Origin of the sequence: Kitasatospora sp. NPDC058444, from assembly GCF_042721415.1 — a bacterium.
Classification (GTDB): domain Bacteria; phylum Actinomycetota; class Actinomycetes; order Streptomycetales; family Streptomycetaceae; genus Kitasatospora.
In genome coordinates this window covers 278,619-300,064 of record NZ_JBHXLL010000001.1, presented here as the reverse complement: position 1 = coordinate 300,064, position 21,446 = coordinate 278,619, and the positions used below count along the sequence as shown (strand labels likewise).

Below are 21,446 nucleotides of genomic sequence, written 5' to 3'. Positions count from 1 at the left end.
GGGTCACGGTTGGGGCGAACGGGTACCCGGGCTTGGATATCCCGTACCCGTGCCACGTACCATGAGCGTTATGGCGAGGGAAACATCCGAGAACCCCGGGCGACTGAAGCAGATCCGCCTGGCGTACACCATGACCAAGAAGGTCGACACCAAGATCGGCCTGATCATCGCCGGCGTCGGCCTGCTGACCTTCGGCGTGTTCCTCGCCATCGGCTTCGCGATCGAGCATCCCGTCTACCTGGGCGTCCTGGGCTTCATCGTGGCCGTGCTGGCCATGGCGATCGTCTTCGGGCGCCGGGCCGAGCGCGCCGCGTTCGGCCAGATGGAGGGGCAGCCGGGTGCCGTCGCGGCGGTGCTGAACAACATCCGGCGCGGCTGGAGCTCCAACAGCACCCCGGTCGCGGTCACCCGTAACCAGGACGCGGTCTACCGCGCCGTGGGCCGGGCCGGCATCGCGCTGATCGGCGAGGGCAACCCGAACCGGGTCCGCCAGCTGCTGGCTTCCGAGAAGAAGAAGATGGCCCGTGTGGTCGGCGACGTGCCGGTGCACGACATCGTGGTGGGCAACGGCGAGGGCGAGGTCCCGCTGAAGAAGCTCCAGATCCACCTGATGCGCTTGCCCCGCGCCATCACCCCCAAGCAGGTCACCGAGACCAACGACCGCCTGCGCGCGCTGGGCGACCTGCTCTCCAAGGCGCCGATCCCCAAGGGCCCGATGCCGAAGGGCGCCCGGATGCCCAAGGGCGGCCAGGTCCGCTGACCCTCCCCCTCCCCTGACGACACGAGAACGGCCCCGCCGCGGAGACTCCGCGGCGGGGCCGTTCCGACGTTCGTACGGTGTCGGGCACCGGATCCGCAGTTCCTCGGATCCGCGGCCGGCTCCGGACCTCGACCTCAACCGGTTCCCGACCTCGTCCGACTCCGGACCCCGAACCGGCTCCGGACCTCGAACCGGCTCCCGACCTCGACTAGATCCGGACCTCGACGGTGCCGACCGCCTTGTCGTGCAGGCCACGGGTGTCGCGGTCCCAGACCAGCGGCGGCACCACCAGGCAGAGCAGCAGGGTGCGCAGCAGGACCTGCGGGATGGTCGCGCGGCGGCCGTCCAGCCGGACCACCCGGAGGCCGAACAGCCGCTTGCCGACCGTGGTGCCGGTGGTGGACAGCAGCACGGCCGCGACCACGAAGTACAGCGGGCTGGTCCACAGGTTGGCCTCGGCCTGGTCGCCACGGGCGATCAGCCCGTACGAGATCAGGGCGACCAGCCAGCCGTCCACGAACAGGGCGCCGATCCGGCGGCCGGGGCCGGCGATCGAGCCGGGGCCCTCCTTGGGCAGCCCGAGGCGCTCGCCGCGGTGGCCGAAGTCGGCACCCATCTTCTCGGCGGCCGCCCGGGGGCCGTCGATCCACGATCCCAACGCTTCTCTGGTGTCCACGAATCCACACTAACCGGGCTGACGGTGTGCGCCGCCACCGGCTCCCCTCCGGTCGGGGCATCACCCCCGACCGGGTGAATCACCGTTTCCGGGCTTTCCGAGTGGTCCAGACCACTTACGGGAGGGTGCCCAGCTGGGCGGGGTGATTTGTACCGTCCCGTACGTCTTTGCCGCCCACCCGGCGACCGTGGTTAACATCTAGGAAACGAGCGGGTCACCGTATGGAAACGACCCATTCCTATGGTGAGCCCCATTCGCACGCCGAGGAGGATGGATGTTCAACAACGCCGCCGAAGTGAAGCAGTTCATCCAGGACAACGACGTGAAGTTCGTCGACGTCCGTTTCTGCGACCTGCCGGGCGTCTTGCAGCACTTCTCCGTACCTGCGGCGACCTTCGACCCGTCCGAGATCCTGATGTTCGACGGCTCGTCGATCCGCGGCTTCCAGGCCATCCACGAGTCCGACATGGCCCTGGTGCCGGACCTCGCCACGGCCCGCCTCGACCCCTTCCGGGCCGAGAAGCACCTCAACATCAACTTCTTCATCCAGGACCCGGTCACCGGCGAGGCGTACAGCCGCGACCCGCGCAACGTCGCCAGGAAGGCCGAGGCCTACCTCGCCTCCTCCGGCATCGCCGACACCGCGTACTTCGGGCCCGAGGCCGAGTTCTACGTCTTCGACTCGGTCCGCTTCGAGACCAGCGCCAACGCGTCCTTCTACCACATCGACTCGGAGGCCGGCGCCTGGAACAGCGGCGCCGCCGAGGGCGACGTGCGCGGCTACAAGGTCAAGTACAAGGGCGGGTACTTCCCCGTCCCGCCGGTCGACCACTTCGCCGACCTGCGCGCCGAGATGTCGCTGGAACTCGCCAAGGCCGGACTGGAGGTCGAACGCCAGCACCACGAGGTCGGCACGGCCGGCCAGGCCGAGATCAACTACAAGTTCAACACCCTGCTGCACGCCGCCGACGACCTGATGCTGTTCAAGTACATCATCAAGAACGTCGCCTGGCGCAACGGCAAGACCGCCACCTTCATGCCGAAGCCGATCTTCGGCGACAACGGCTCCGGCATGCACGTCCACCAGTCGCTGTGGACCGAGGGCACCCCGCTCTTCTACGACGAGCAGGGCTACGCCGGGCTCTCCGACACCGCCCGCTACTACATCGGCGGACTGCTGCGCCACGCCCCCTCGCTGCTCGCCTTCACCAACCCCTCGGTGAACTCCTACCACCGCCTGGTGCCGGGCTTCGAGGCCCCGGTCAACCTGGTCTACTCCCAGCGCAACCGCTCCGCCGCGATCCGCATCCCGATCACCGGCTCCAACGCCAAGGCCAAGCGCATCGAGTTCCGCGCGCCCGACCCGGCCTCCAACCCCTACCTGGCCTTCGCCGCCATGCTGATGGCCGGCCTCGACGGCATCCGCAACAAGATCGAGCCGCTGGAGCCCGTCGACAAGGACCTCTACGAGCTCGCCCCCGAGGAGCACGCCAACGTCCCCCAGGTGCCCTCCTCCCTCCCCGCCGTCCTTGACGCCCTGGAAGCCGACCACGAGTACCTCCTCGCCGGCAACGTCTTCACCCCGGACCTCATCGAGACCTGGATCGACTACAAGCGCACCAACGAGATCGCCCCGATCGCCCTCCGCCCCCACCCGCACGAGTTCGAGCTCTACTACGACCTGTAGAGACACCTCCGACCCGCGGAAACGCGGTTCGATCCCTCGCCACCCTGCCCGGGCCCGTGCTGTCGGTCGCCGGCCCGGGCAGGTGCGGGTCGGGATCACTCCGCAGAAGGTTCGGGAATTCGCCAGAGGATGGGGAATCGATCCGCATCCGGCAGGTTGAGCGGGCCAGGTGGGCCTATCTGCTTGATCAGGTAGCCGAAGACCATGTGGTGGGCTTCCTCGGACACGTCGTCCCAGGTGTCCGGGGTCACGATCATGACCTCTCTCATCAGGCTCAGGTCCGACTCGTTCTCGAGCATCTCCGCCCGGTCGTCCCGGTCCATCGTCTCGTCGGCCCGCATCGCGCGAATCGACTCCGCGAGGAGGTTGGGCTCCGCCCTCAAGCGGCGGCGCACTTCCTGGCAGCCGTAGTGGAAGGCCGCGTACGCGTCCATCGTCTGCCGGTCCATGTTCTGGTAGCCGTACGGCGTGCCTTCGGTGGCCCCGATGTAGTCGCCCTTCAGCGTGTGCAGCAGGACCCTCAGCGCGTGCTCGGCCCCGTCCTCCTCGATGAACTTCTCCATCGCCCGGATCCACACGTCCTCGGAGATGATCGGTTCGTGCGGGGCGGTGAGCCCGGGGGCGATCTGGATGGCGCTGAACGGGTTGACCAGGATGCCCATGACCATCTCGGGTGTCCACTTGCCGTCCTCACCACCCCAGCCGCTGTTGGCCAGTTCCTGGAACGACTTCCGGGCGCCCTTCTCTCCTTCGCGGGCCGCCCGCCACAGAAGCAGGAATCTCCCGACCTCGACTTCCTCGTCCCGAGGGGGGCTGCACAGCCCCGCCAGCACCCTGACGATGTCGTGCACCGTCTCCCAGCGCGGCATCTGCTTTCCGATGATCGCGGACCGCACTGTCTCGTGGCTGGGGCCGGACAACGGGTCCTCCCGCTCGCGGATCAGCGTGCTCACCTTGCGGGAACTCAGCTGACCTGCCGCCCGGTGCAATTCCTGCAACGCATCGACCAGTTCCTGGTGCCAGCCCTCCGGCCGGGACTCGTCCGGGGTGTCTACCACTTGGATCCTCCTGTTTCGGGGCCGGCGAACGGGCTCCGGCTGGGGTGTCAAGTTTCGCTGCCGCGGCGTACGACGCCGTCAGCTTCCGTCAAGTTCGGTGCCCAGTCTTCCGCTTGGTGACTAACGGCTGAACGCCCAGGTGAGCATGGTGAGGACACCAGCGGAGCACGACACCCGAGGAGTTCGCCCCGTGCACATCCCTGCCTACGCACACGGCACGATCCGTGCCGCCCTACCCGCCGTGCCAACGGGCCGGCAGATGGCGAGCGTGGACTGCTGCGTGTGCGGCGCCCCGTTCGGCCGGGATCTCGGGGCGGTGCCGCTCGGCCCCGCGCCGGAGGCCGGTCTGTCCGGGTGCCGCCCGTGTCTGAGCCGATTGGTCACCCGAGCGCGGACCACTCGGGATGCCGCCCTGTCACGGAACGCCGAGCAGGTCCGCAAGGATTCCGAGGCCTGGGAATCGCTCCGTGACCAGCACTTGGCCCAGCTCGACGCGGTCGGGCGAGCCGCGGAGGAAGTCGCCGAACTGGCCGGGAACGAGGAGATCCCGCCGTTGCGGGTCGCCTGGCTGTTGATATCGCTGGAGTCGGCCTACACCTGGATCCCTGACGCACCGGAGCCGCCGCCTGCGATCGATCAGGAGGACCACCTGCTGACGAGCGCAGAAATACGGTTGGGGAGCGCCATGATCACGGCCCGCGGAGCTGCGGCCGGCCGGCTCGCCTACCACCTGATCAACGAGGCGCAGTCCGACGAGCCGGAGATGTGTGAGGAGTTGGAGTGCCCCGAGGACTGTCCAGGACGACACGACGTGTCGAACATCGACTGCGGGCCGGAGGCCATCTTTGAAGGCCTCCAGCAGCACGGCGTCACCATCGAGGAGCCCGGTCCGCCTCCCCTGCCGTCGCGACTCGCCGCACTCCTCCCGCCACAGCCCGAGGAGCAACCCCCGCTGTTCCCGGGGCTGGAGGAGCAGGCCTCTACCGCACTCGCCCATCTCGGAATCGACGCCGACGACCCGGAGGTCCTGCTGAGCGCGGCGGCGGCCGGGCTAGCCGCCGAGGCCTTGTTGAATGAACCACTCGAAGCGATCCGCGCGGCACCCGGCGGGCCGAACGCCGGCGATGTCTTCGCGCAGGGCGTCGACTTGTACCGTCGGGCCCGCAAGGCGCTCATTGCCGCCCGCAACGACGGGCCTGAACGACTGGGCGCGTTCACGGCCGTCGCCACGGACCTGGACCTCCCGTGGGCAGGCGGCTCCCGTTTCACACTGCGAGCCGCGTCCGGTCCGGTGGCCGACTTCATCCGAAACATCGAGGAACAGGTCTGGATCACCGAGGAGTTGATGCGCCGACAGGGCTGGCGCGACGCCCTCCTGCACCGGGCTTTCACAGCTGTCTTCAAGGCTACGCACCACTTCGGCATGCCCGGCTGGCCCACCGTTGTCGACGCCGCGATGAAGCGTCTCGCCTCACTGGACCGGCTGTCCGCACCCCCGGAGCTCGTCGATCTCCGTGCTGTGGAGACCGCGCTGCTCCAGGAGCCGGACCGGTTGGGAGCGAACGCCCTCGAGTGGCTCGTCCGTCATGCCCTCCTCGGTTAGCGGCCGACGGCCTCACCGACCGCGAAACCAGCCGTGCCGGCAAGAGATGCGGAGTGTCGACATGTCCAGAGCCATTGCCGGATTCCTCCGCCTCACCTGGCCTGGCCCTTGTGGCGGGGAGTCGGCCGTATTCCTGCTCACGTCACGCCCAAGTGGGTCGGGTGCCTGGGGAGCGGGGGTGGCACGGTGAGCTGGGATCGGGTGACCCTGCTCGTTCTCGCGTCGTTCGGCTGCGTCACCTTGCTGCTGACGCAGATCAGCGAAGTGCTGTCGAAAGTGCCTCCGATCATCCGTGCTTGGCGGCGGGTCCAGGACGAGCTGCGCCGCGGCGGCCACGACCGCTCGGCCGCCGACCGGCCGGGCCTGGAGGAACCCGTGGAGGAGGGGGAAGAAGAGAGGGAAGCCGTGGCACGACGGCATGGGGGCTGAGGCGAGCGGTAGCCGGTGCCCCGCCCCGGCCGAGCAGTAACCGGTGCCCGCCCCGGCTCGGCTCGGCTCGGCTCGGCTCGGTAAGTCTGCTGGTTGCCGGGGCGGGGGTGCGGCGGCTGGGGAGGGGAATGTCCAGGGCGGGGGCTGGTCAGTTGCCCGTGCGGTCCGCTCAGGCGGGGAGGCGGGGGGGCAGGGTGCGGACGACGGCCAGGGATGTCACTGCGGCCGCGTAGCCGAGGAGTGCGCCGGCCGCGACGTCGCCCGGGTAGTGCACGCCGGTGTGGACGCGGGAGTAGCCGACCGCGACCGCCAGCGCGCCGAGCGGTAGCGCCAGTGGCGGCAGCAGCACGCCGACCGCGGTGGCGAAGGCCGTCGCCGAGGCCGTGTGCCCGGACGGGAAGGAGGCCGACTCGGGCATCGACACCTGCCGGCCGACGGCCACCCGTGCCAGCTCCCGGTCGGGCCGGGCCCGGTGGACCAGTTGCTTCCCGACCAGGTTCGCCGCCACCGAGGCCAGCGCCACGGCGCCGACCCCGGCCACCGCCGCCTGCCGGGGCCTGCCGGGCCGCAGGGCGAGCAGGGCGGCGACGGCCAGCGAGATCTTCGAGTGGTCGGCGGCCCGGGAGAGCCGGCGCAGCGCGGTGTCCAGGGTCGGGGTGGGGGTGGCGGCGACGGCCGCGTAGACGGCTCCGTCGAGCGCCCGCAGGTCGGTGAGGACGGCCTCGACCGGTGAGAGAGCGGGAGGGGGTGCGGGAGGGGGTGTGGAGGTGGGGTCAGTCACGGGGCGGCCCCTCGGTCGGGGTCGGTGCGGCCGAGTGCGAGGGCGGCCAGCCGGCGCCAGTTCACGGACGGCACCGGGGCGGGGACGCCGGGGCGGTCGCGCGGCACCAGGACCCGCAGGGCCCGCGGGCGCAGCGTGCACACGACCGGGACGGGCATCCGCAGCGTCTCGCCGTCGACCGCCACCGGGATCTCCTCCTCGTCCGCGGTCACCTCCACCCGCCGTGCGGTCAGCGCGCTCAGCCCCGTGGACTGGGTGCCCCGCACGGCCAGGTCCGCGGCCTGCGCCGCGCCCTCCACCCGGATGCCCAGGACACCGAGCAGGCCGCCGTCGAGCCGGGGCCGGCGGCCGCCGATGCCGAGGTCGTCGGTCGAGCCGTACGGGTTGTTGCTGACCAGCAGCGCCTGCTGGGCGGTGAGCACGGTGGTGTCGGCCCTGACGTCGATCCGCCGTACGCCCTCGCCGACCAGCAGGTCCGGCAGCAGGCTGAGCGCGGTACCGGCCTTGGCGTCGCGGTACTCGGGGCGCTGCACGACGTCGGCGTACACCCCGAAGGAGACGGTGTTGACGAAGGCCCGGCCCGCGACCTCGCCGAGGTCGACCCGCAGTTCCTCGCCGTCGGTGAGGGCGTCCAGGCAGCGGGAGGGGTCGTTGCGGTCGAGGCCGAGGTCCATGGCGAAGTGGTTGCGGGTGCCGGCGGAGACCACCAGGAACGGCAGGTCGTGCTCGGCGGCGACGGCCGCGACCAGCGCCTGGGTGCCGTCGCCGCCCGCCACGCCGAGCAGGTCCGCGCCCTCGGCCACGGCCGTGCGGGCCAGTTCGGCGACGTCGGCGGGGGCGCCGGGGTCGAGCAGGACCACCCGGGCGCCGAGGCCCTCCGCCCGCTCGACCAGCCCGAAGCGGCCGACCTTCCCGCCGCCGGACTTCGGGTTCATGATCAGGACCGGTCGCCGCGGCCGGGCCGCGGCATGCGCCCGCATCGCCGGCTCCGGGCGGGCCCGGCGCAACGCGGCGCGGGCGAGGGCCAGCGCGGCGACCCAGACCAGGACGAGGACCAGGGCCGTCAGCCACAGCCGGTGGTGGGCGAAGATCACCAGCACCGCGACCGGCGCCGCGATCGCGACGAGCAGCCCGAAGAACCGGACCGCGCCCCGGTAGGCCAGGAACCACCAGACGCCGGCGGCCCCGACGACCAGTCCGAGCAGCCCGGCCGCGAGCACCAGCAGCCCGCCCTCCCCCAGCGCGAACAGCAGCACCCCCACGGCCCCCGCGGCCGCCAGCAGGGCGCAGCGTGCGAGCAGCGGCGCGCTCGCGCCGCCGTCGGTGCCGGTGGTCCGTGTCCCGTCGATCTCGTCCTCCCGTGCCGCGCCCTCGGGGCCGTCCGCCCCCGGGCCCGGTCGGGCCCGGTCGGGCCCGGTCGTTGCCTGCAGCCTGCGCACTCCCGTGCCCGGAGGCATCCCGGCAGGCCCGTCCGGGTGACCGGGCGGCGGCGGGGCGACAGGAAGTGGCAGGCGGAAGACAGCGGGCGGCGGCAGCGGGCGGGAGCGCGGAAAAGCGGTTGCCGGGCCCGGTTGGATGGGGCCATGGGACAGCGGGCGAAGGTCACCCCGACGGTGTACGTGTCGGTGGACGTGGAGGCGGACGGTCCGATCCCGGGGCCGTACTCGATGGTGAGTTTCGGGGCCGTGGTGGCCGGGTGGCACGACGGGGAGGGGTTCCGGCGGCCGGCCGCGGGGGCGGCGGCGTTCTACCGGGAGCTGCGGCCGATCAGCGCGGAGTACGACCCGCGGGCGCTGGCGGTGTCCGGGCTGGACCGGGCGGCGCTGGAGGCGGGCGGGGCCGATCCGGCGGCGGCGATGCGGGAGTTCGGCCGCTGGGTGGAGGGGGTGCGGCGGGGGCCGGGCGGAGCGCGGTACCGGCCGGTGATGGTGGCCTACCCGGCCGTGTACGACTGGCAGTTCCTCTACTGGTACCTGGTGCGGTTCACCGGCTCCAGCCCGTTCGGGCACTCCGGCTGCCTGGACCTGAAGACGCTGTACGCGGCGCGGGCCGGCGTGCCGTTCGCGGGGATCGGGAAGCGGTCGATGCCGCCCGACCTGCTGCCCGACCTGCCGCACACTCACCACTCGCTGGACGACGCCCGGGAGCAGGCGGAGCTGTTCGCGAACCTCTGGGAGTGGGCCGGGCCCCGGCCAGGCCCTACGGAACGTCCGGAGTGAGGGCGAGGACGGCGAGGTCGTCGGCGAGCAGGCCGGCGTACCGGTGGACGTCCTGGGCCAGGAAGGAGACCACCCGGTCGGGGGCGGTGGTGCCGAGGGCGGCGAGGCGGACGGCCAGCGGGTAGAAGGCGCCGCCGGCGTCGCGGGCCTCGCTGACGCCGTCGGTGTAGAGCAGCACGGTGTGGCCCGGGGGCAGTGCCACGGCGATCGCCTTGCTGCGCTCGCCGACGGGGCCGAGGTGGCCGAGGCCGAGCGGGAGCTCGTCGGCTCCGGACATCGGGGTTATGCCGCCCCCGCCGAGGAGCAGCGGGGTGGTGTGACCGCGGTTGACGATCTCCACGCAGTCCGAGCCGGGCCGGTACTGGAGCAGGACGGCGGTGACGAACAACTCGTCGTCGCCGCGGTCGGCGGCGTCGCGCAGCACCGCGCGGTCCAGCTGGTCGGCGAGTTCGACCAGCCCGGGGGTGTCGTACGCGGCCGCGCGGAACGCGCCGAGGACGTCGGCGACGGTGCGGACCGCGCCCAGGCCCTTGCCCCGGACGTCGCCGAGCAGCACCCGCACGCCGAAGCGGGTGTCGCACACCTCGTACAGGTCGCCGCCGACCAGCACGTCGGCCTGGGCCGGGCGGTAGAGCCCGGCCACCCGCAGCCCGCCGGCCCGCTCGGGCACCGGGCGCAGCACGGTGCGCTGGAGGGTCTCGGCGACCGTACGGGCCTGGAGCAGGTTGCGGTTCTGCCGGGTGCGCTGCCAGGACAGCGCGGTGCCCATGACGCCGGAGAGCAGGGTGGCGATGTAGACCCAGACGTGGTGCTGCTCGTCGACGTGGCCCGCGCGCAGCGCCAGGACGAGCTGGAGCGCCAGCGAGCCGACCGTGGTGACGGCGGTCAGCACCGGGCCGTAGCTGAACGCGGCGACCACGGGCAGCGCGGTGAGCAGGAAGCCGGCGGCGACGGCGTCCGGGACGACGGCCTCGGCGACCAGGTCCAGCACCAGCAGGACCACCGGCAGCCAGGGCACCCACCGCGGCACCTTGGGCTCCAGCGCCGCGGGGCGCGGCGGGCGGGGTGCTGTGGGCACGGTGGGACCTCCTGGCAGGTGGCCGCCCCGGATGATCGGTCCGGATTGGCCGCTTTCGTCCCTCCATGCTCTCCCACGGACGGCCCGGCCACGAACGGCCGAACGTCCCGGTCCCCCGGGCCGGAGGAGCCATTCCCCCCGCCCCGGGGGCGGCGCGTCAGCGGACGATCACCGGCAGGGTCTCGTAGCCGCGCAGCACCAGGCGGTCCCGGCGGGTCGGGACGCCGCCGGGGGCGAGCCGGGGGAAGCGGTCGAGCAGGGCGGGCATCGCGACCTCGGCCTCCAGCCGGGCCAGCTGGGAGCCCAGGCAGAAGTGGGTGCCGCCGCCGAAGCTGAGCGGCTGGCTGTCGGTACGGGCGGGGTCGAACACCTCGGGGCGCTCGTACCGCGCCGGGTCGTGGTTGGCCGAACCGATCAGCAGGGTCACCGCGTGGCCGGGCGGGATCGGCAGGCCCTCGACGGTCAGACCCTCCTCCAGTGCGACCCGGCCGGTGGCCTGGACCGGGGAGTCGAAGCGCAGCACCTCGTCGGTGAACCCGGCCGGGGTGATCGCGCCGCTGCGCAGGCCGGCGGCCGCCTCGGGGTGGCGGAACAGCAGGGCCAGGCCGTTGCCGAGCAGGTTGGTGGTGGTCTCGAAGCCGGCCACCAGCAGCAGGACCAGGTTGGCCAGCAGCTCCTCGGCGGAGAGCCGCTCGTCGTCCGCGGCGGCGATCCGGGCCAGGTCGGTGACCAGGTCGTCCTGCGGACGGGCCAGGCGCTCGGCGGCCAGCTCGGTGAAGTAGCGGGCCAGCTCGTCCGCGGCCTCGTCGGCGGCGGCCAGCTCGTCCAGGTCCTGGATGATCTCCAGCGCGACGGTCAGGTCGGAGGCGAGGTCGCGGAAGCGGTAGCGGTCCCGCTCGGGGACGCCGAGCAGCTCGCAGATCACCCCGACGGGCAGCCGGAAGGCGAAGGCGTCCATGAAGTCCACCGGCGAGCCGTCGGCGCCCTGCTCGGCCATCCCGTCCAGCAGTCGGTGGACCGCCGCCTCCACGGCCGGGCGCAGCGCGGCGACCCGGCGGGCGGTGAACACCGAGGCGATCAGCGAGCGGACCCGGGGCTGGTCGGGGGCGTTGCGCTGGAGGATCGAGCGGCCGAACAGGGCGAGCGAGGAGTGCACGGCGTACTCGGGGGCCAGGCCGGCCATCATGTCGGCGGTCGCCACGCCGAAGGCGGGCGTGCGCAGCACCTTGTTGACCGCCGCGTAGCCGCTCACCACGAACATGCCGTCCCCGGCCGGGGCCACCGGACCCAGCTCGCGGGCCCTGGCGTACAGCGGGTACGGATCGGTCCTGACCTCCGTGGTCATCAGCTGTTCGATGATCTTCGCGCCGTCCATCCGGTGCTCCCCTCCCGAGATCACGCTTCCTGTCCGGTCAACCGCCCGTGGGCGCGGCGGAGTTCCCGCGCGGGCCGAACCGCGCCGCGAAGCCGCCCGAACCGCGCTGCGGGGCGGTTCGGGGGCCGGGCGGTTCGGGGCGGGCCGGGCGCGGCGGCGGGGCGGGCCGAGCGGGCGCGGACGCCTCGGTAGGGTGACGGGCATGGAGATCTGGATCAACCCGCGGTGCGGCAAGTGCCGGACCGCGCTCGGCGAGCTGGACGCCGCCGGGGTCGAGTACACCGTGCGGCGCTACCTGGAGGAGCCGCCGACCGCCGCCGAGCTGGTGCGGGTGCTGGAGCGCCTGGGCCTGGAGCCGTGGGACATCACCCGCACCGACGAGCAGGCCGCGAAGGACCTGGGGATGAAGAGCTGGCCCCGGGAGGCGGGTGAGCGGGACCGCTGGATCGCGGCGATGGCCGAGCACCCGATCCTGATCCAGCGCCCGATCATCACCGCGGACGACGGCCACGCCGTCGTGGCCCGTACCCCCGAGGCCCTCAAGTCCGTTCTGCCGTAGGCCGGTTGCGGCCGAATCGGCCGGTCAGTGGACCTGGATCCGCTCGACCGGCCGACCGGGGTGCCAGTTGAACACCAGCAGGTGGTCGCCCTCCACGGTGGTGTGCACCACCTGGTCGAGCTCCAACCGGAAGGCGTGGAACGGGCCGGGCGGCGGCGGCTCCGGCAGATCGGCGGCGAAGGCGGCGAGTTCGGTCTCGTCGGTGATCTCCACCGCCCGGCCGGAGACCTTGGAGTCCCCGCCGGTCATGGTCTCGTCCCCCGGGTGCGCGTGCAGCGCGTAGCGGGCGTCGCGCTGGAGGTCACGCGCCTTGACCGCGCCGTACATCGACCCGATCCAGAGGTCGGCACCGACGAACTCGACCTCCGTACCGCTCACCCGGGGCGATCCGTCCTTGCGCAGCGTCGCCAGGACGTGGTGCTTGTTCGCCTCGAACCGGGCCCGGACCAGGGGCGCCAGGTCGGGGGCCTCGTGCTCGAAATCCTGCCAGGTAGCCATGGCGCCAGTCTGGCACCCGGCACCGACAACCGCCGTGCGCGGACGACCGGACGGAGGGACGACCGGACGGAGGGACGACCGGACGGAGGGACGACCGGACGGAAGCGCGCGGGCCCGCCCCTGCGGGCCAGGGGTGCCGGGCCGTTGTCGGTGGCCGGTGCCAGACTGGCGGGGTGACCACCACGACCACGTACATCGCCTTCCTGCGGGCCGTCAACGTCGGCGGCCGGACGGTGAAGATGGAGCGGCTGCGGGCGCTCTTCGCCGAGCTCGGCCTGGGCGGCGTCCGCTCCTACATCCAGAGCGGCAACGTCTTCTTCACCACCGACGAGCCGGACCGCACGGCGCTGACCGGGCGGATCGAGGAGCACCTGGAGCAGGCGCTCGGGTACCCGGTGCCGGTGCTGCTGCGGACGGTGGACGAGGTGGCCGCCCTGCTCGCCGCCGAGCCCTTCCGGGACGTCGAGGTGACACCGGACGTCCGGCTGGTCGTCGCCTTCCTCTCCGAGCCGCTGCCGGCCGGGTTCGCCCTCCCCTACCGCTCGCCGAAGGGCGACGTCGAGGTGATCGGCGCCGACCCGGGGGCGGCGTACGCGGTGATCCACCTCCAGGACGGCAAGTGGGTCACCAAGGACATGTTCGGCAAGGCCTACCGGGGCGTCGCCACCTCCCGCTTCCTGCACACCACGGAGAAGATCCTGGCCGCCGCCCGCAAGGCCTGACGGCCCGCACGGCGCCCGGAGCGGGGTCCGTACGACGCCCGGAACGGGCCCGGCGGCACTGCCGGAGCGAGCCCGGAGGCGCCGCCGGAACGGCCGGCCCGGGCAGCCCGGAAGCCACGGAACCACCCGGCCGGAAAGGGCGTCTGGACTGCCGTGACGTACGAACCCCGCGCCCGCGCACGGCGCGACCTGGACAGCCGGAGCCGGCCGCGCCGACAATTCGGTCATGACGCCTCCTGAGCTGCCCACCGGCGCGGCCGGTCCGACCGGCGCGGTCCGACCCTCCGACGCCGAGCGGGACCAGGCGCTCGGGGTGCTGCGGGACGGCGCGGGCAGCGGGCGGCTCTCGCACGACACCTTCCTCGGCCGGATGGACATCGTCCTGCAGGCCACCAGCCGCGGCGAGTTGGACGCGGCCGTGGCCGGGCTGCCGACCGGCGGGCCGGTCGAGCGCCTGGTGCTGCGCACGGTCGGCCGGGTGTCCGCCTTCGGCGACCGGCTGGGCCGGGCCTGGCGCACCGAGCGGCTGCCGGGGCTGAGCCTGCCGCAGGCCGGGGCGGGGCAGTTGACGATCGGCCGGCTGCCCGGTTCGGGGCTTCGGCTGCACGACGCCTCGGTGTCCCGACACCACGCCGAACTGCGGCACGAGCAGGGCGGCTGGGTGCTGTACGACCTCGGCTCGACCAACGGCACCCATGTGAACGGGCGCCGGATAGCGGGCGGCGTGCGGGTCCGGCCGGGCGACCAGGTGCGGTTCGGGAACCTGGAGTTCCGGCTCGCCGCGTTCTGACCGGCGCCGCACCCGTGGCCCCCGGGTCAGTGCGGGAACTGCCGGGGCGGCCGCAGGTGCGGCAGTTCGTCCTGGAACTCCGCGATGACGGTGGCGATCTGACGTGTCATCTCCGTCCGCTCCAGCCGGTCCAGGTACCGGTGCTCGGCCGCCAGCGCCTCGACGGTGACGCCGAAGTAGAGCGTCATCAGCGGGTTGATGAAGAGCTGCTCGCCCTTGGTCCGCTCGGTGAAGCGGACGTCGCCGAACTCGCCGCGCAGCGCCGCCGCGACCGAGCCGTTGACGATGCTGGGGTGCTCCGGGAAGGCGGCCCTGGCGTGCTCGACGGCGTCCAGGTAGAGCACCCCTTCCCGGCTGTCGCGCGGCACGGAGAAGGCGCCGAGGTAGCCCCCGGCCCGGTCGATCGCGGCGAGGTTCTCCAGCACCAGGGAGTGGTTGACGCCGTGGTGGGCGTCGATGCCGAAGCCGAGGCAGGCGACCAGCCGCTCGGGCACCTCCGACAGGCCGGCCACCGCGGCCAGGCTCGCCATGTCCTCCTCCGGGGTGCCGAGTCCGGCCTCGTCGCCGCGCATCAGGATGTCGGTGCCGCCGTCCACCAGCAGGATCGCGTCCACCCCCAGGCGGGCGACCAGCCTGCGGTAGGCCTTGCGCAGCGGCCGCACGCCCACCGCCGGAAAGGCCCACACGGTGTCGGGCATCCGGTGCAGGTTCAGCCAGCGGGCCAGGGTGCGCTCCGGGAAGTAGCCCTCGGGGGCGGCGGTGTCCGGCCCGATCCGGGCCACGCCGGGCTCCGCCCAGACGTCGCCGGGCAGGCCGTAGAGGTGGGTGAAGGAGAGGTTGGCCAGGTGCACCTCCTTGCCCGCGGCCCGCAGGGCGAGGGCGATCGGCAGCCCCGCGTAGACGTCGAAGCCGCCGCCGGCTCCGGCGATCAGGATGCGCTCGGCGGCCAGCAGCCGGGTGATCAGCGGTGGTTGCAGCAGAGAGGTCACCGGCGGACGGTAGCAGGACGGCCCGGCGGGACGGCGGCGGTGGGACAGCGGCGGTGGGACAGCGGCGCCGGGGAGCGCGGTCACCGTCGGAGCGGGCGCCGGGAGCGCTTCGTCGCACCTGGGGACGGTCAGTCCCGCTCGACGCGCAACTCGGCGTAGTGGTCGGCCTTGTTCGCCTTGCGCAGGGTGACCCTGACGCCGCCGACGGAGGTCTCGGCGTCCTTGGTGGCGGTCTTCCGGACGTCGCCGATGGTCACCTCGGCCGAGCTGTCGCCGATGTGGCCGACGGTCAGCTTCATCGGGTTGTCGCCGCCGAAGACCTTGACGGTCTTGGTGCCGTCGGCCTCCTCGGTCGTGATGCCGACGGTGCACTTGTGGTCGTCCAGGCAGAGGGCCACGCCGCCCTCGCAGGCGGTCAGTCCGGCGCCGAGCACCAGGACGGCGCCGGCGGCGAGGAGCGCGGGGCCGCGCCGGAGGCGGGTCCCGGGGCGGGTGCGGTACGGGCGGGGAGTGCTGCGCGCTGCGGTCATGCGGTCGACGGTACGGCGGCGGGAACGGCCCGCCATCGACCGTCGGCGTGACGCCTTACCTGGTCCGGCCCGGAGCGGCCGGGACGGCTCGACCCCGAGAGCGATGGGTCGAATCCCCTAGGGGGCATGGGGAGTTGAGGATTCGGCCGGCACCGGGAGCCGTTCCGGCGCAGTCCGGAAGCTCTTGCCGGAGGCATATGCCACGCGCGTAGATCAACGGCCCGCGAAGAGGCCCCGCGGTCAGTCGGCGAAGTGCCCCAGGCTGCCGAAGCCGATGGCGGTGCCGTCGGCCGGACCGTCCGCCGGGCCCCACAGCGGCGAGGTGCAGCGCTGGTAGGTCGCGTGCCAGTGCGGCCAGTTGCGGGCCACGTCGTCGTCGCAGTCGGCCAGCAGCCGCTCGACCAGCGCGGGCTCCACGCCCTCCAGGAGCCAGGCCAGCGCGTCCGCCACGCCCGGGCCGTCGGCCAGCCGCAGCAGGTCCAGCAGCTCGCCCAGCCCGCCGAGCCGGGAGCCGTCCGTGATCACCCGCTCCATCCGGGGCAGCAACTGCCGCTCCTCGATCCGCAGATGGGTCTCCAGCCGGGCCGCGAGGTCCTCCATCGCGTACGCGACCGGCCAGGCGCTGCCGGTGTCCCGGCTGGCGATCCGCACCAGCGTGGTCACCCGGGTGAAGGAGTGGTCCAGGTTGTGGTGGTCGTCCTCCAACCAGTTGAGCAGCAGCCGCAGCTCGGGGGCGAACCGGCGCACGATCGGCCAGAGCCGGGTGTCCTGCTGCTCGTGGTGGCAGGTGAGCATCGCGGTGATGAAGTTCCAGTGCCGCAGCAGGGCCTCGCCCTTGTCGTCCTCCTCGGGCTGGAGCAGCCGCAGCGCGTTGGGCAGCCGGGCGAGGTCCCGGCGCAGCGCGGCGTGCACCAGGCGCAGCCCGGCGAACCGCAGGGTGGCGGGCTCGTCGGCCGCGGCCCGCCCGTACGGGGCCGCGGCCGGCGAGTCGGTTCCGGACACACCCTGGGCGGGCACGGTGGGGGTGGCGAGGGGCTGGGGCACCAGGTGGATCGGCATGGCACTCTCTTCACGGCTTGGGGCACGGCGGGTGGTGGCGGCCGGTTGCGGACCGCCCCAGCCAAGGTGCTCGCAGTCGATCAGAAGCGAATCAATGTCCGATTGACGCGCAGGTCACGGGCCTGCGGACGAGCGGCGCAACCGTCCGGCGACCACCCGCGACCACCCGCGACCACCGAGGATCATCGGCGGCCCCGCCGGAAAGCAGGACCGCCGGCGTCGGGAGCGCGAACGCGTCCCGGCACCGGCGGTACGGGTCAGAGCGGTGGAAGCGGCGGTGGAAGCAGCGGAAGGAACAGCGGAGGAGGGCGCCGGGGCCTCAGTCGGCCGCGGGCCCCGCCAGGTGGGCCGTGAGCCACACCAGGGTGTCCGGGATCATCTTCTTGAAGTCCGAGGTCAGGTGCTTGCCGCCGGGCTGCTCGTGGTACTCCAGGCTCACCGGCGGGACGGCCTTGGCCACCCAGCTCTTGACCACCTTGGTCTCGTACGGGTTGGCGCCGCCCGCGGTGACCAGCATGCTGACGTCGGCCTTGCCCTGGGCGACCAGCACGTCCGGGTTGTTGGCCGCGCGCTCGGCGTCGTGGCCCTTCCACAGCCCGGAGTCCGGGATGAAGTAGCCGTCGATCGGCACCGCGGCCTTGTAGACCTGCGGGTACTGGAGCGCGAGCTTGGCGCTGCAGAAGCCGCCGGTGGAGGCGCCCATCACGCCCCAGCCGTCACGGCCCTTCACGGTGCGGAAGTTGGCGCGGACGAAGTCCGGGATGTCCTCGGCCATCCAGGTGCCCATCTTGGGCTGGCCCGGGATGTCGGAGCAGTCCAGCGCGTTCTTCTCGTCGCTGTTGAAGTTCTGCACCGGCATGATCATGATGAACGGGTGGGACTTGCCCTCCTTGACCAGCTGCTGGTTCTCCTCCTGGATCGGGAGCTGGTTGTCGGTCCAGGTGTTGTAGCCGTTGCTCTGGCCGCCCGCGAACAGGGTGAGCACCGGGAAGCCGGTCTTGGCGAACTTGGGGTCGTTGTACTCGGGCGGCAGCCAGACCCAGACCTGGCCGGTGACGCCGGACTTCGCGCCGGTCACCTTGGTCGTCATGATCGGGCCGGCACCGGTGTCCCGGACCTTGTTGAGGGCGGCGGCGGGCCCGGTGGGCATCAGCACCTTGCCGGAGGAGGCCGTCGCGCTGCCGGTCGCGGCCGGGGTGGTGCCGGTGGCGCTCGGGCTGCCCGCCGAGCTGCTGCCGCCGGCCGGGGTGGCGTTCGCCGTGGCGCTGTCCCCCTTCCCACCGCCGGAACTCCCGCAGGCCGCGAGCGAGGCGGCCAGGGCGAGCACGGCGGCGCCGGACAGGACGGCGCGGGAACGGGACGACTGCCTAAGCACGGTGAGGACTCTCCGACCGATGTCGCGCCCGGTCCGTCTGACCGGGCGGCGGCCCCCCGGTGGGGCCGGACAGACCCGGGGGCACAGCGCTGGTGCGTCCCCCGGAGCGATGGCGCGCCGCCCCTCGCGGGGGTGCGCCTTCCTGCGATCTTATGACGTGGGCCGGGGTGGCCCGGTTGCGAGGTGGCCACCGGAAATCCAATGTTTGTTCGCGATCGGGTAAAGGCCTCCGCCGCTCCCGCCGGACGGCGGGGGCCGGATGGCGGGGGTGGCCGCCGGACTCCCGTCGAGCCGTCCGGATTTTGGCGGCTTTGACCAGTGACGGCGGGCCGCCGATCCGCGACGATCTCCGGAGCACGCCCGAGGCCGAGCGGGAACCGTCATCGAGGAGGGTGCCATGCACCAGCGGATCGCCGTCGTCACCGGAGCCGGGAGCGGCGTCGGCCGGGCCGTCGCGGTCGAACTGGCCGCGGCCGGCTGGCGGACGGTGCTGGCCGGCCGGCGGGCCGGGCCGCTTCGGGAGACCGCCGGGCTCTGCGCCGCCCCGGCCGACGTGGTGCCGACCGACGTCACCGACCCGGACGCGGTGGACGCCCTGTTCGCCGCGGCCGCCGGGCGGCACGGCCGGGTGGACCTGCTGTTCAACAACGCCGGCGCCTTCGGCCCGGCCGTCCCGCTGGAGGAGCTGTCCGTCGAGGACTGGCGGGCCGTGGTCGACCTCAACCTGACCGGCGCCTTCCTCTGCGCCCGGGCCGCGTTCCGGCAGATGAGGGCGCAGGACCCGCAGGGCGGCCGGATCATCAACAACGGCTCGATCTCCGCGCACGTCCCGCGCCCGCAGTCGATCGCCTACACGGCGACCAAGCACGCCGTCACGGGCCTGACCAAGTCGCTGTCGCTGGACGGCCGCCCGTACCGGATCGCCTGCGGGCAGATCGACATCGGCAACGCGGCGACCGACATGACGGCGGCGATGGGTGCGGGCGTGCGGCAGGCGGACGGCCGGATCGCCCCCGAGCCGACCATGGACGTGGCCGACGTGGCCCGTACCGTGCGGCACATGGCCGGGCTGCCGCTGGAGGCCAATGTGCAGTTCGCCACCGTGATGGCGACGGCCATGCCGTACATCGGCCGGGGGTGACGGACGGCCGTGAGCCGCGGGCCGGGCGGCCCCGCCCCGGAGCCGGCCCGGCGGCCCCGCCCCACCCCGGCCCGGCCGACCCGCCCGCCGACACGGCGGATCCCCGCCGGAGCGTTCCGACGGGGATCCGGGACGGACCGGGGCCTGCGGCTCACGGCCGCCAGGTGTCGTTCAGCGTGACCGTGCCGCCCGAGGGCACCGTCGCCGTCCGGTTGGCGCCGGACTCCCAGGTCACCGTGCCGCTCGCGTCCTTGCGGACGTACTTGTACTGGAAGGAGGTGCCGGCCGGCAGCGACAGCGCCAGCGACCAGACCGGGTAGCCGGCCGAGGAGAGCGGCAGGGCCTTCGCCGGGTCCCAGGCACCGAGCGCCGCGGCGTCGCCGACCACGTAGACGTTCTGCCCGGGGGAGGTGGTCGCGTTGACGTTGAACGAGGCGGCGGAGACGCTCGTGCCGGGCTGGACGTACAGCGCGACCGCGTCGCCCGCGCCGACCGTCGCGGTGAACTGCCCGTTGGCGCCCACCTGGTACGTCGGGCCGGTGCAGCCGCCGCCCGCCTGCGGGTCGCCGTGCTGGACGTCGCAGTAGGTGCCGGCCGGCAGCCCGGTCTGGAAGGTCCGGGTGATCGCACCGCCCTCGTGGTTGATCGCCACGTAGCCCCGGTTGCCGCGGCCGAAGGCGATCGCGTTGCCGCCGTTGGACCACCAGTCGGTCACCCCGGTGCCCGCCACCGCGTTGCGGAAGCCGACCATGTTGGCGACCTGCCGCCAGGCGTGGGTGCAGTTCCAGCCGTCCTGGTAGCAGGCGTTGACGGTGCCGCCGTTCGGCGGGCCGTCGTCCCTGGTGGCGAAGGAGTAGCCGGAGTAGACGTTGGGGGCGCCGTACGGCGAGGCCAGCAGGAAGACGTTGGCCAGCGTGTAGGTGTTGCCGTAGGTGTAGTTGAGGGTGGAACCGTTGCGCTCGGTGTCCCAGTTGTCGACGAAGGCGCGCGCCTGCCCGCTCGGCAGGTAGCCCCAGGAGGCGCCCCAGCCGCTGAGGTTGGCGAGCTTGTCGGTGGTGAACATCCGCTTGAGGTCCATGCCGACCCGGAACTCGTCCACGTCGCCGGTGCCGGTGTACTCGGTGGGCTGGACCGGCTCGCCGGCGCCGTAGATGACCTCCTGGACCCAGTAGGCCTTGGGGTTGGCCATCTTGGCCTTGATCGCCGCGAGGTCGGTGGCGGCGATGTGCTTGGCGGCGTCGATCCGGTAGCCGTCGACGCCGAGCGAGGCGAGGTCGTCCAGGTAGTGCGCGATGGTGCTCTGGACGTACGCGCTGCCGGTGTTCAGGTCGGAGAGGTTCTCCAGCTCGCAGTTCTGGACGTTGCCGCGGTCCTGGTAGTTGGTGATCGGCTGGCGGCAGGTGTGGAAGTCCTGGTCCTGGTACGTGCCGGGGTAGTTGTACTTGGTGTACGCGGTGCCGCCGGTGCCGGTGCCGGAGCCCGCCGACATGTGGTTGACCACCGCGTCGGCGATCACCTTGACGCCGGCCGCGTGGCAGGTGGCGACCATGTTCCCGAAGGACGTGCGGTCGCCGAGCCGTCCGGCGATCTTGTAGCTGACCGGCTGGTAGGAGGTCCACCACTGGGCGCCCTGGATGTGCTCCTGCGGCGGGGAGACCTCGACGAAGCCGTAGCCCTTGGGGCCGAGGGTGGAGGTGCAGGCCTGGGCGACGGAGTCGAAGCGCCACTCGAAGAGGGTGGCGGTGACGTCCTTGCCGTTGGTGGTGGGCGGGGCGGCCTGGGCGGCCGGGGCGCCGACGAAGGTGCCGAGCGAGAGCGCGAGCGCGGCCGAGGCGGCGAGCGCGCCGGCCGCGCGGGCGGGCCTGGGGGTCCTCCCTGCCGAAGGCCGGGGGCGGGTGGGGGCGGTGGTGACCACGTCGTCTCCTGGGGGTGGCTGGGGTGGGGCAGCCGGAGGTGAAGAGTGCAGGAAGTTTCTGAAACTTGCCGGAAACTTGCAGCGCCGAACCTAGAGGCGACCGCGGGGGCCGTCAAGACCTCGGGCACGACAAGGGCCCGGCAGCCGTAGCCACCGGGCCCCTCACCTGTCCTGGTTCACCGGCCCCTCAGGAGCCGGCCCG

At 72.8% G+C, this 21,446-nt stretch carries 21 protein-coding genes; 9 read left to right on the top strand and 12 right to left on the bottom strand.

The genetic code is table 11. The annotated features are described in order from the left end of the window. Positions 1 to 61 precede the first annotated feature (61 nt). Positions 62 to 760, top strand: coding sequence for a DUF4191 domain-containing protein (locus ACFWP2_RS01385; protein WP_380447071.1), 699 nt, complete (start codon positions 62 to 64; stop codon positions 758 to 760). 208 nt (positions 761 to 968) lie between these two features. Here ACFWP2_RS01385 and ACFWP2_RS01380 read toward each other — a convergent pair whose 3' ends face one another. Beyond that, positions 969 to 1,436, bottom strand: coding sequence for an RDD family protein (locus tag ACFWP2_RS01380; RefSeq protein WP_380447069.1), 468 nt, complete (start codon positions 1,434 to 1,436; stop codon positions 969 to 971). Between the two features lie 274 nt (positions 1,437 to 1,710). Between ACFWP2_RS01380 and glnA the strand changes: the two genes are divergently transcribed. After that, positions 1,711 to 3,123, top strand: a complete 1,413-nt coding sequence (glnA, locus tag ACFWP2_RS01375) for a type I glutamate--ammonia ligase (protein WP_360349943.1) — start codon at positions 1,711 to 1,713, stop codon at positions 3,121 to 3,123. Between the two features lie 95 nt (positions 3,124 to 3,218). Here the strand turns inward: glnA and ACFWP2_RS01370 are convergent, their stop codons facing one another. After that, positions 3,219 to 4,181: a hypothetical protein gene (locus ACFWP2_RS01370; RefSeq protein ID WP_380447066.1), complete on the bottom strand. Its 963-nt coding sequence runs from the start codon at positions 4,179 to 4,181 to the stop codon at positions 3,219 to 3,221. Between the two features lie 190 nt (positions 4,182 to 4,371). On the opposite strand from ACFWP2_RS01370, the gene ACFWP2_RS01365 reads away from it, so the two are divergent. Further along, a complete protein-coding gene (locus tag ACFWP2_RS01365) occupies positions 4,372 to 5,784 on the top strand; it encodes a hypothetical protein (RefSeq protein ID WP_380447064.1) in 1,413 nt (470 codons plus the stop codon). A gap of 201 nt (positions 5,785 to 5,985) precedes the next feature. Next, positions 5,986 to 6,213 carry a hypothetical protein gene (locus ACFWP2_RS01360; protein ID WP_380447062.1) on the top strand — a complete coding sequence of 76 codons (228 nt, stop codon included), beginning with the start codon at positions 5,986 to 5,988 and terminating at the stop codon, positions 6,211 to 6,213. Between the two features lie 169 nt (positions 6,214 to 6,382). Here ACFWP2_RS01360 and ACFWP2_RS01355 read toward each other — a convergent pair whose 3' ends face one another. Continuing rightward, positions 6,383 to 6,994, bottom strand: coding sequence for a phosphatase PAP2 family protein (locus ACFWP2_RS01355; RefSeq protein WP_380447060.1), 612 nt, complete (start codon positions 6,992 to 6,994; stop codon positions 6,383 to 6,385). Beyond that, complete coding sequence (locus tag ACFWP2_RS01350) at positions 6,991 to 8,343, bottom strand: diacylglycerol/lipid kinase family protein (RefSeq protein ID WP_380447482.1); 1,353 nt, start codon at positions 8,341 to 8,343, stop codon at positions 6,991 to 6,993. The genes ACFWP2_RS01355 and ACFWP2_RS01350 overlap by 4 nt, the downstream gene beginning before the upstream one ends. 234 nt (positions 8,344 to 8,577) lie before the next feature. On the opposite strand from ACFWP2_RS01350, the gene ACFWP2_RS01345 reads away from it, so the two are divergent. Further along, on the top strand, positions 8,578 to 9,213 hold the full coding sequence (locus tag ACFWP2_RS01345; RefSeq protein ID WP_380447058.1) for an exonuclease: 636 nt from the start codon (positions 8,578 to 8,580) through the stop codon (positions 9,211 to 9,213). Here the strand turns inward: ACFWP2_RS01345 and ACFWP2_RS01340 are convergent. After that, positions 9,194 to 10,291 carry a PP2C family protein-serine/threonine phosphatase gene (locus ACFWP2_RS01340; protein WP_380447056.1) on the bottom strand — a complete coding sequence of 366 codons (1,098 nt, stop codon included), beginning with the start codon at positions 10,289 to 10,291 and terminating at the stop codon, positions 9,194 to 9,196. The genes ACFWP2_RS01345 and ACFWP2_RS01340 overlap by 20 nt on opposite strands. Before the next feature lie 157 nt (positions 10,292 to 10,448). Then, entirely contained in the window at positions 10,449 to 11,666 is a 1,218-nt protein-coding gene (locus tag ACFWP2_RS01335) for a cytochrome P450 (protein WP_380447054.1), read from the bottom strand. A gap of 202 nt (positions 11,667 to 11,868) precedes the next feature. On the opposite strand from ACFWP2_RS01335, the gene ACFWP2_RS01330 reads away from it, so the two are divergent. Next, entirely contained in the window at positions 11,869 to 12,225 is a 357-nt protein-coding gene (locus ACFWP2_RS01330) for an arsenate reductase family protein (RefSeq protein ID WP_380447052.1), read from the top strand. A gap of 24 nt (positions 12,226 to 12,249) precedes the next feature. Here ACFWP2_RS01330 and ACFWP2_RS01325 read toward each other — a convergent pair whose 3' ends face one another. Further along, positions 12,250 to 12,723 carry a pyridoxamine 5'-phosphate oxidase family protein gene (locus ACFWP2_RS01325; RefSeq protein ID WP_380447050.1) on the bottom strand — a complete coding sequence of 158 codons (474 nt, stop codon included), beginning with the start codon at positions 12,721 to 12,723 and terminating at the stop codon, positions 12,250 to 12,252. A 173-nt stretch (positions 12,724 to 12,896) separates the two neighbouring features. Between ACFWP2_RS01325 and ACFWP2_RS01320 the strand changes: the two genes are divergently transcribed. Further along, the gene (locus ACFWP2_RS01320) at positions 12,897 to 13,445 is read left to right on the top strand and encodes a DUF1697 domain-containing protein (protein ID WP_380447048.1); all 549 of its coding nucleotides are present in this window, start codon (positions 12,897 to 12,899) and stop codon (positions 13,443 to 13,445) included. 226 nt (positions 13,446 to 13,671) lie between these two features. After that, positions 13,672 to 14,235, top strand: a complete 564-nt coding sequence (locus ACFWP2_RS01315; RefSeq protein WP_380447046.1) for an FHA domain-containing protein — start codon at positions 13,672 to 13,674, stop codon at positions 14,233 to 14,235. Positions 14,236 to 14,261: 26 nt separating this feature from the next. Here the strand turns inward: ACFWP2_RS01315 and ACFWP2_RS01310 are convergent, their stop codons facing one another. The 4 genes from ACFWP2_RS01310 to ACFWP2_RS01295 form a co-directional block, all read right to left on the bottom strand. After that, complete coding sequence (locus ACFWP2_RS01310; protein ID WP_380447044.1) at positions 14,262 to 15,224, bottom strand: DUF1152 domain-containing protein; 963 nt, start codon at positions 15,222 to 15,224, stop codon at positions 14,262 to 14,264. Positions 15,225 to 15,352: 128 nt separating this feature from the next. Then, a complete protein-coding gene (locus ACFWP2_RS01305) occupies positions 15,353 to 15,754 on the bottom strand; it encodes a hypothetical protein (protein ID WP_380447042.1) in 402 nt (133 codons plus the stop codon). Between the two features lie 240 nt (positions 15,755 to 15,994). Beyond that, positions 15,995 to 16,813, bottom strand: a complete 819-nt coding sequence (locus tag ACFWP2_RS01300; RefSeq protein WP_380447040.1) for a hemerythrin domain-containing protein — start codon at positions 16,811 to 16,813, stop codon at positions 15,995 to 15,997. 319 nt (positions 16,814 to 17,132) lie between these two features. Continuing rightward, on the bottom strand, positions 17,133 to 18,188 hold the full coding sequence (locus tag ACFWP2_RS01295; protein ID WP_380447038.1) for an alpha/beta hydrolase: 1,056 nt from the start codon (positions 18,186 to 18,188) through the stop codon (positions 17,133 to 17,135). A gap of 397 nt (positions 18,189 to 18,585) precedes the next feature. On the opposite strand from ACFWP2_RS01295, the gene ACFWP2_RS01290 reads away from it, so the two are divergent. Beyond that, on the top strand, positions 18,586 to 19,329 hold the full coding sequence (locus ACFWP2_RS01290) for an SDR family oxidoreductase (RefSeq protein WP_380447036.1): 744 nt from the start codon (positions 18,586 to 18,588) through the stop codon (positions 19,327 to 19,329). 151 nt (positions 19,330 to 19,480) lie between these two features. Here ACFWP2_RS01290 and ACFWP2_RS01285 read toward each other — a convergent pair whose 3' ends face one another. Then, positions 19,481 to 21,244 carry a carbohydrate-binding module family 20 domain-containing protein gene (locus ACFWP2_RS01285; protein ID WP_380447034.1) on the bottom strand — a complete coding sequence of 588 codons (1,764 nt, stop codon included), beginning with the start codon at positions 21,242 to 21,244 and terminating at the stop codon, positions 19,481 to 19,483. Between the last annotated feature and the right edge of the window lie 202 nt (positions 21,245 to 21,446).

Excerpts from the sequence above, each read along its gene's own strand:
- ACFWP2_RS01385 (WP_380447071.1), top strand. The coding sequence starts at position 62 with ATGAGCGTTATGGCGAGGGAAACATCCGAGAACCCCGGGCGACTGAAG.
- ACFWP2_RS01335 (WP_380447054.1), bottom strand. The coding sequence starts at position 11,666 with ATGGACGGCGCGAAGATCATCGAACAGCTGATGACCACGGAGGTCAGG.
- glnA (WP_360349943.1), top strand. The coding sequence starts at position 1,711 with ATGTTCAACAACGCCGCCGAAGTGAAGCAGTTCATCCAGGACAACGAC.
- ACFWP2_RS01300 (WP_380447040.1), bottom strand. The coding sequence starts at position 16,813 with ATGCCGATCCACCTGGTGCCCCAGCCCCTCGCCACCCCCACCGTGCCC.
- ACFWP2_RS01330 (WP_380447052.1), top strand. The coding sequence starts at position 11,869 with ATGGAGATCTGGATCAACCCGCGGTGCGGCAAGTGCCGGACCGCGCTC.
- ACFWP2_RS01305 (WP_380447042.1), bottom strand. The coding sequence starts at position 15,754 with ATGACCGCAGCGCGCAGCACTCCCCGCCCGTACCGCACCCGCCCCGGG.
- ACFWP2_RS01325 (WP_380447050.1), bottom strand. The coding sequence starts at position 12,723 with ATGGCTACCTGGCAGGATTTCGAGCACGAGGCCCCCGACCTGGCGCCC.
- ACFWP2_RS01345 (WP_380447058.1), top strand. The coding sequence starts at position 8,578 with ATGGGACAGCGGGCGAAGGTCACCCCGACGGTGTACGTGTCGGTGGAC.
- ACFWP2_RS01290 (WP_380447036.1), top strand. The coding sequence starts at position 18,586 with ATGCACCAGCGGATCGCCGTCGTCACCGGAGCCGGGAGCGGCGTCGGC.
- ACFWP2_RS01315 (WP_380447046.1), top strand. The coding sequence starts at position 13,672 with ATGACGCCTCCTGAGCTGCCCACCGGCGCGGCCGGTCCGACCGGCGCG.